Below are 6,584 nucleotides of genomic sequence, written 5' to 3' on the forward strand. Positions count from 1 at the left end.
CTAGCGTTGAGGTAGTTCGACAGACACCCGCAGCCCACCCAGTGGGCTATCCTCTAACCTGAGCTGGCCATGGCAGGCCTCGACGATATCCTTGACGATACCCAAGCCTAGCCCATGCCCATGGATGTGCTCGTCGAGGCGCTCGCCTCTGCTAAGCACCTGCTCACGTGCGTGGGGAGGAATACCGGGGCCGTCGTCGTCTACCGTCAAACAGTAACCTGTGCCTGACGCGCGTGCCGAGACGTGGACCACACCGGTAGCCCACTTGCAGGCGTTGTCCAGCACATTACCCAGGAGTTCGAGCATGTCTTCACGGTCCCAGGGCAATACCAAGCCTGGGGTGCTCTGCGCATGGAGCGTGACCCGTGTGCCATGGATGGCGCGCAGCATGGTGAGCAGCACAGGTACTTCGTCGTCACAGGCAAAGGGTGAGCCGACCAATGCATCGCCTGCCAGGCGTGCACGGGCGAGTTCTTTATCCAGCCGGGCCTGTATCTGACGCAATTGCTCTAACAGCGAGGCCTGCAACGCCAGGTCTTGTTGCAGGCGTGGCCCATTCACTTGACTGAATAACACGGCCAGCGGCGTTTTCAACGCATGCCCCAGGTTGCCCAAGGCGGTGCGCGCTTTTTTCAAGCTGTCCTCGGTGTGAGCATGAAGGTGGTTGATCTGCAGGATCAGGGGCTCCAGCTCCAAGGGCGCCGCAAGCTGAAGCGCCCCACGCTTGCCTTGCTGTAGCTGCATAAGTTGGCACCGCGCCATGTCCAAGGGCTTCATGGCATGGGTTACGATCAGCCGCTGTAGAGCAAGTACCGCAATCAGTAGCATCGCACCGAACGCTAGCCCCCATTGCCTGAAGCGGGCAAAGCTTTCACGGATGGGGGTGTAATCCTGAGCAACGGTGATAGACATCGACGTGCCCAGCCGTCGGTAGTCCGAGCGCAATATGATCACCTCTTCGCCATCTGGCCCAGGGGCCTCGGCGTGGGTCAGGCCAGGCGTTGGACTTACCGGAAGTTGAGCATCCCACAGCGAGCGGGAGCGAATCTGGCGGCCCGGCAAGTCGATTTTAAAATAATAGCCAGAGAACGCCCGATCATAGGCTGGTAGTAGGCGATCAGGCGCCAGTACCAACCCGTCCGGGCCGCGCAATAGTGCAATTAGCAAGTTCTCACTTTGGCTACGCAAGTTGCTTTCGAGGTAACGTTGAACGCCGCTCTCAAAGAGCCATAACGCACCTTGGGCAAACAACAAACCGCCCAGAATAAGTACGCTGAGCAAGCCCACGCTCAGCCTGGTCTGCAATGACTTCATGGTGCGCTTGTGACAAAACGATAACCCTGGCCACGCCGTGTCTCTATAAGGGTTTTGCCTACCTTACCGCGTAAGTGGTTCACGTGGACTTCCATTACATTAGAGTCCCGCTCCGTTTCGCCATCGTACAAATGGTCCGCCAACTGGGCTTTGGACAGGATCTGGCCAGGGTGAAGCATGAAGTAGCGCAGTAGCCGAAACTCAACCGCAGTGAGGCTGACAGGCTGTTCGTTGCACATCACGGTCTGGGTGGCCTCATCTAACGATAAGCCACCCGCCTGAAGGTGAGGGTTGTTAGGCAGGCCTTTGGAGCGGCGAAGCAGCGATTGCATCCTCAATACTAACTCTTCTGGGTGAAAGGGCTTGCCGAGGTAATCATCCGCTCCGGCCTTGAGGCCTTCTATGCGCTCGGCCCACGAGCCTCTCGCTGTTAGCACCAGTACGGGGGTAGTGAGGCCAGAGGCACGCCATTGCGCAAGCACGTCAAGCCCTGGAAGACCAGGTAGGCCCAAGTCGAGCACGATGCAATCGTAGGGCTCGATCTGACCCTGCACCAATGCATCTCGCCCATCGCTACGCCAGTCCACCGCATAGCTATGGCTGCCAAGTAGCGCAATGAGCTCATCAGCCAATGGTACGGAGTCTTCCACCAATAACACACGCATTCAGTCGTCTTCCTTATCCTCAAGCAGGTCACCCGTTACAGCATCGAACTCCAGCTCACGCACCTGCCCGCCGGGTAGCAATACCTCTATCTCGTACACGTAACGACCGTGCTCCTGCTCAAGCTCGGCCTCAAGAAATGCAGCGCCTTGGTGACGCGCTAATGCAGCCGCAGTGAGGCGTTCTAACGGTAGTATGACGCCCTGCTGACGCAAGCGCAGGGCTTCGTCTTGATTAAGATCGTGTGCAGTGGCCTGGCCTAGGGCAAACAGGGTCACAAATATGCCAGCTGTGCGTATAAGCAGCATGTACGCTCCTCAGGTAAGGACGCCCGGTAAGGGAGGCCCGGTAAGGGAGGCCGCCATTGATAAAGAATCAGAGGCGTGGCTTAGTGAGGTTGGAGCGTATATCCGCGTGCTTAAGTGAAGCTGAATCCGGTAGATACCCCTACTGCATTCGATGCTGGTAGTATGGCTTTTTGCTTTTTTTGACAGGTATTCCTGGCGTGGAAATTTTCAAAGAGTTTACGTTCGAGTCAGCTCATCAACTACCGAATGTACCCGCAGGCCACAAATGTGGGCGTCTGCATGGCCACTCATTCAAGATAGGTATCCATTTATCTGGACCAGTAGACCCTCACACGGGCTGGATACGCGACTTTTCTGAAATCAAGGCCGTGTTCAAACCTATTTATGAGCGCCTGGATCATCATTACCTAAATGATATTCCTGGCCTGGAAAACCCTACCAGTGAAAACCTCGCCGTGTGGATTTGGTCTGAGCTCAAGCCCCTACTACCTGAGCTGAGCAAGGTAAGGATTCACGAGACCTGCACCAGTGGGTGTGAATACAGCGGCGAGTGACCATGCGCTATTTTAAAGCCGCCTTCAGTCAGGCGGTTTTTTATGGTATAGGTTCGGCTCAGGCAGGTTTAAAACATTGAACAGACAAAACCCCTGACCGCAGTGCGATCAGGGGTTTTGAGTGTGAATCTTGACGATGACCTACTCTCACATGGGGAAACCCCACACTACCATCGGCGATGCATCGTTTCACTGCTGAGTTCGGGAAGGGATCAGGTGGTTCCAATGCTCTATGGTCGTCAAGAAATTCGGTAGCCGCGGCGCGTACACGTCGTGGCGAATCTGGGTATGTGAGTGTGCAAGCGTCTGGTGTGTCTTCACCCCTGCGCGCTGCCGTTGGCAGATTGCTTGGGTGTTATATGGTCAAGCCTCACGGGCAATTAGTATGGGTTAGCTCAACGCCTCACAGCGCTTACACACCCCACCTATCAACGTCGTAGTCTTCGACGGCCCTTCAGGGAGCTCAAGGCTCCAGTGAGATCTCATCTTGAGGCAAGTTTCCCGCTTAGATGCTTTCAGCGGTTATCTCTTCCGAACATAGCTACCCGGCAATGCCACTGGCGTGACAACCGGAACACCAGAGGTTCGTCCACTCCGGTCCTCTCGTACTAGGAGCAGCCCCTCTCAAATCTCAAACGTCCACGGCAGATAGGGACCGAACTGTCTCACGACGTTCTAAACCCAGCTCGCGTACCACTTTAAATGGCGAACAGCCATACCCTTGGGACCGGCTTCAGCCCCAGGATGTGATGAGCCGACATCGAGGTGCCAAACACCGCCGTCGATATGAACTCTTGGGCGGTATCAGCCTGTTATCCCCGGAGTACCTTTTATCCGTTGAGCGATGGCCCTTCCATACAGAACCACCGGATCACTAAGACCTACTTTCGTACCTGCTCGACGTGTCTGTCTCGCAGTCAAGCGCGCTTTTGCCTTTATACTCTACGACCGATTTCCGACCGGTCTGAGCGCACCTTCGTACTCCTCCGTTACTCTTTGGGAGGAGACCGCCCCAGTCAAACTACCCACCATACACTGTCCTCGATCCGGATAACGGACCTGAGTTAGAACCTCAAGGTTGCCAGGGTGGTATTTCAAGGTTGGCTCCACGCAGACTGGCGTCCACGCTTCAAAGCCTCCCACCTATCCTACACAAGCAAGCTCAAAGTCCAGTGCAAAGCTATAGTAAAGGTTCACGGGGTCTTTCCGTCTAGCCGCGGATACACTGCATCTTCACAGCGATTTCAATTTCACTGAGTCTCGGGTGGAGACAGCGCCGCCATCGTTACGCCATTCGTGCAGGTCGGAACTTACCCGACAAGGAATTTCGCTACCTTAGGACCGTTATAGTTACGGCCGCCGTTTACCGGGGCTTCGATCAAGAGCTTCGCTTGCGCTAACCCCATCAATTAACCTTCCGGCACCGGGCAGGCGTCACACCCTATACGTCCACTTTCGTGTTTGCAGAGTGCTGTGTTTTTAATAAACAGTCGCAGCGGCCTGGTATCTTCGACCGGCATAGGCTTACGGGGTAAACCCTTCACCTTCGCCGGCGCACCTTCTCCCGAAGTTACGGTGCCATTTTGCCTAGTTCCTTCACCCGAGTTCTCTCAAGCGCCTTGGTATTCTCTACCCAACCACCTGTGTCGGTTTGGGGTACGGTTCCTGGTTACCTGAAGCTTAGAAGCTTTTCCTGGAAGCATGGCATCGACCACTTCGTGTCCTGAGACACTCGTCATCAGCTCTCGGCCTTAAGATCCCGGATTTACCTAAGATCTCAGCCTACCACCTTAAACTTGGACAACCAACGCCAAGCTGGCCTAGCCTTCTCCGTCCCTCCATCGCAATAACCAGAAGTACAGGAATATTAACCTGTTTTCCATCGACTACGCTTTTCAGCCTCGCCTTAGGGACCGACTAACCCTGCGTCGATTAACGTTGCGCAGGAAACCTTGGTTTTTCGGCGTGCGAGTTTTTCACTCGCATTGTCGTTACTCATGTCAGCATTCGCACTTCTGATACCTCCAGCCAGCTTCTCAACTGACCTTCACAGGCTTACAGAACGCTCCTCTACCGCGTCACTTGCGTGACACCCGTAGCTTCGGTACCTGGTTTGAGCCCCGTTACATCTTCCGCGCAGGCCGACTCGACTAGTGAGCTATTACGCTTTCTTTAAAGGGTGGCTGCTTCTAAGCCAACCTCCTAGCTGTCTAAGCCTTCCCACATCGTTTCCCACTTAACCAGGATTTTGGGACCTTAGCTGACGGTCTGGGTTGTTTCCCTTTTCACGACGGACGTTAGCACCCGCCGTGTGTCTCCCATGCTCGGCACTTGTAGGTATTCGGAGTTTGCATCGGTTTGGTAAGTCGGGATGACCCCCTAGCCGAAACAGTGCTCTACCCCCTACAGTGATACATGAGGCGCTACCTAAATAGCTTTCGAGGAGAACCAGCTATCTCCGAGCTTGATTAGCCTTTCACTCCGATCCACAGGTCATCCGCTAACTTTTCAACGGTAGTCGGTTCGGTCCTCCAGTTAGTGTTACCCAACCTTCAACCTGCCCATGGATAGATCGCCCGGTTTCGGGTCTATTCCCAGCGACTAGACGCCCTATTAAGACTCGCTTTCGCTACGCCTCCCCTATTCGGTTAAGCTTGCCACTGAAAATAAGTCGCTGACCCATTATACAAAAGGTACGCAGTCACAGAACAAGTCTGCTCCCACTGCTTGTACGCATACGGTTTCAGGTTCTATTTCACTCCCCTCTCCGGGGTTCTTTTCGCCTTTCCCTCACGGTACTGGTTCACTATCGGTCAGTCAGTAGTATTTAGCCTTGGAGGATGGTCCCCCCATATTCAGACAAAGTTTCTCGTGCTCCGTCCTACTCGATTTCATTGACAAGAGATTTTCGCGTACAGGGCTATCACCCACTATGGCCGCACTTTCCAGAGCGTTCCGCTAATCTCAAATCAACTTAAGGGCTGGTCCCCGTTCGCTCGCCACTACTAAGGGAATCTCGGTTGATTTCTTTTCCTCAGGGTACTTAGATGTTTCAGTTCCCCTGGTTCGCCTCTTGCACCTATGTATTGAGTACAAGATACCCAGCTTGTGCTGGGTGGGTTCCCCCATTCAGAGATCTCCGGATCAAAGTCTGTTTGCCGACTCCCCGAAGCTTATCGCAGGCTACCACGTCTTTCATCGCCTCTGACTGCCAAGGCATCCACCGTATGCGCTTATTCACTTGACCATATAACCCCAAGCAATCTGGGGAGTACAGGTGTGAAGAACAACATTCGCTTTACCTTAGCCTGATCACACCAGCAGTGAAACTGGTCTGAACAGTCTATCTTTCTATCACATACCCAAATTTTTAAAGAACGATTCTGGAAAAGACCAGAAATCAACATTCAGGCCCCGGCACCTGAGGTGCGTGGGGGAATGCTCATTTCTAAGCTTTCAAACAGTGAAGGTGGTGGAGCCAAGCGGGATCGAACCGCTGACCTCCTGCGTGCAAGGCAGGCGCTCTCCCAGCTGAGCTATGGCCCCGCAATAATGCCAACCAAAAAAACTGGTGGGTCTGGGCAGATTCGAACTGCAGAAAAGCCACCTCACCGCTCTTTATCCAGGAGCATGGGGCGCGCTCTGCATCTGACCAGCCAAAACTGGTGGGTCTGGGCAGATTCGAACTGCCGACCTCACCCTTATCAGGGGTGCGCTCTAACCAACTGAGCTACAGACCCAATAT

4 protein-coding genes, 2 tRNA genes and 2 rRNA genes are annotated in these 6,584 nt (G+C 54.3%); 1 reads left to right on the plus strand and 7 read right to left on the minus strand.

Annotation, left to right across the window (positions count from 1 at the left end):
• The 3 genes from AC4LE2_RS12185 to AC4LE2_RS12195 are packed head-to-tail and all read right to left on the minus strand — an operon-like array spanning position 1 to position 2,285.
• Positions 1-1,314, minus strand: coding sequence for a sensor histidine kinase (locus AC4LE2_RS12185; protein ID WP_491826012.1), 1,314 nt, complete (start codon positions 1,312-1,314; stop codon positions 1-3).
• Positions 1,311-1,979 (minus strand): response regulator transcription factor, encoded by a 669-nt coding sequence (locus AC4LE2_RS12190; protein WP_491826013.1) that lies wholly within the window; start codon positions 1,977-1,979, stop codon positions 1,311-1,313. The genes AC4LE2_RS12185 and AC4LE2_RS12190 overlap by 4 nt, the downstream gene beginning before the upstream one ends.
• Positions 1,980-2,285 (minus strand): PepSY domain-containing protein, encoded by a 306-nt coding sequence (locus AC4LE2_RS12195; protein WP_491826014.1) that lies wholly within the window; start codon positions 2,283-2,285, stop codon positions 1,980-1,982.
• A 197-nt stretch (positions 2,286-2,482) separates the two neighbouring features.
• Here AC4LE2_RS12195 and queD point away from each other — a divergent pair, with 197 nt between their 5' ends.
• Entirely contained in the window at positions 2,483-2,839 is a 357-nt protein-coding gene (gene queD / locus AC4LE2_RS12200; protein WP_491826015.1) for a 6-carboxytetrahydropterin synthase QueD, read from the plus strand.
• A 128-nt stretch (positions 2,840-2,967) separates the two neighbouring features.
• On the opposite strand, the gene rrf is transcribed toward queD, so the two are convergent.
• The 4 genes from rrf to AC4LE2_RS12220 all read right to left on the minus strand — a co-directional run bounded on the left by rrf (position 2,968) and on the right by AC4LE2_RS12220 (position 6,579).
• Positions 2,968-3,083 (minus strand): 5S ribosomal RNA (gene rrf / locus AC4LE2_RS12205).
• Between the two features lie 115 nt (positions 3,084-3,198).
• Positions 3,199-6,086: ribosomal RNA gene (locus AC4LE2_RS12210) — 23S ribosomal RNA — on the minus strand.
• A gap of 223 nt (positions 6,087-6,309) precedes the next feature.
• Positions 6,310-6,385, minus strand: a tRNA-Ala gene (locus AC4LE2_RS12215).
• A 117-nt stretch (positions 6,386-6,502) separates the two neighbouring features.
• Positions 6,503-6,579 (minus strand) — tRNA-Ile (locus tag AC4LE2_RS12220).
• Positions 6,580-6,584 lie beyond the last annotated feature (5 nt).

The sequence above is a fragment of the Pseudomonas sp. 9.3L genome, assembly GCF_058536285.1.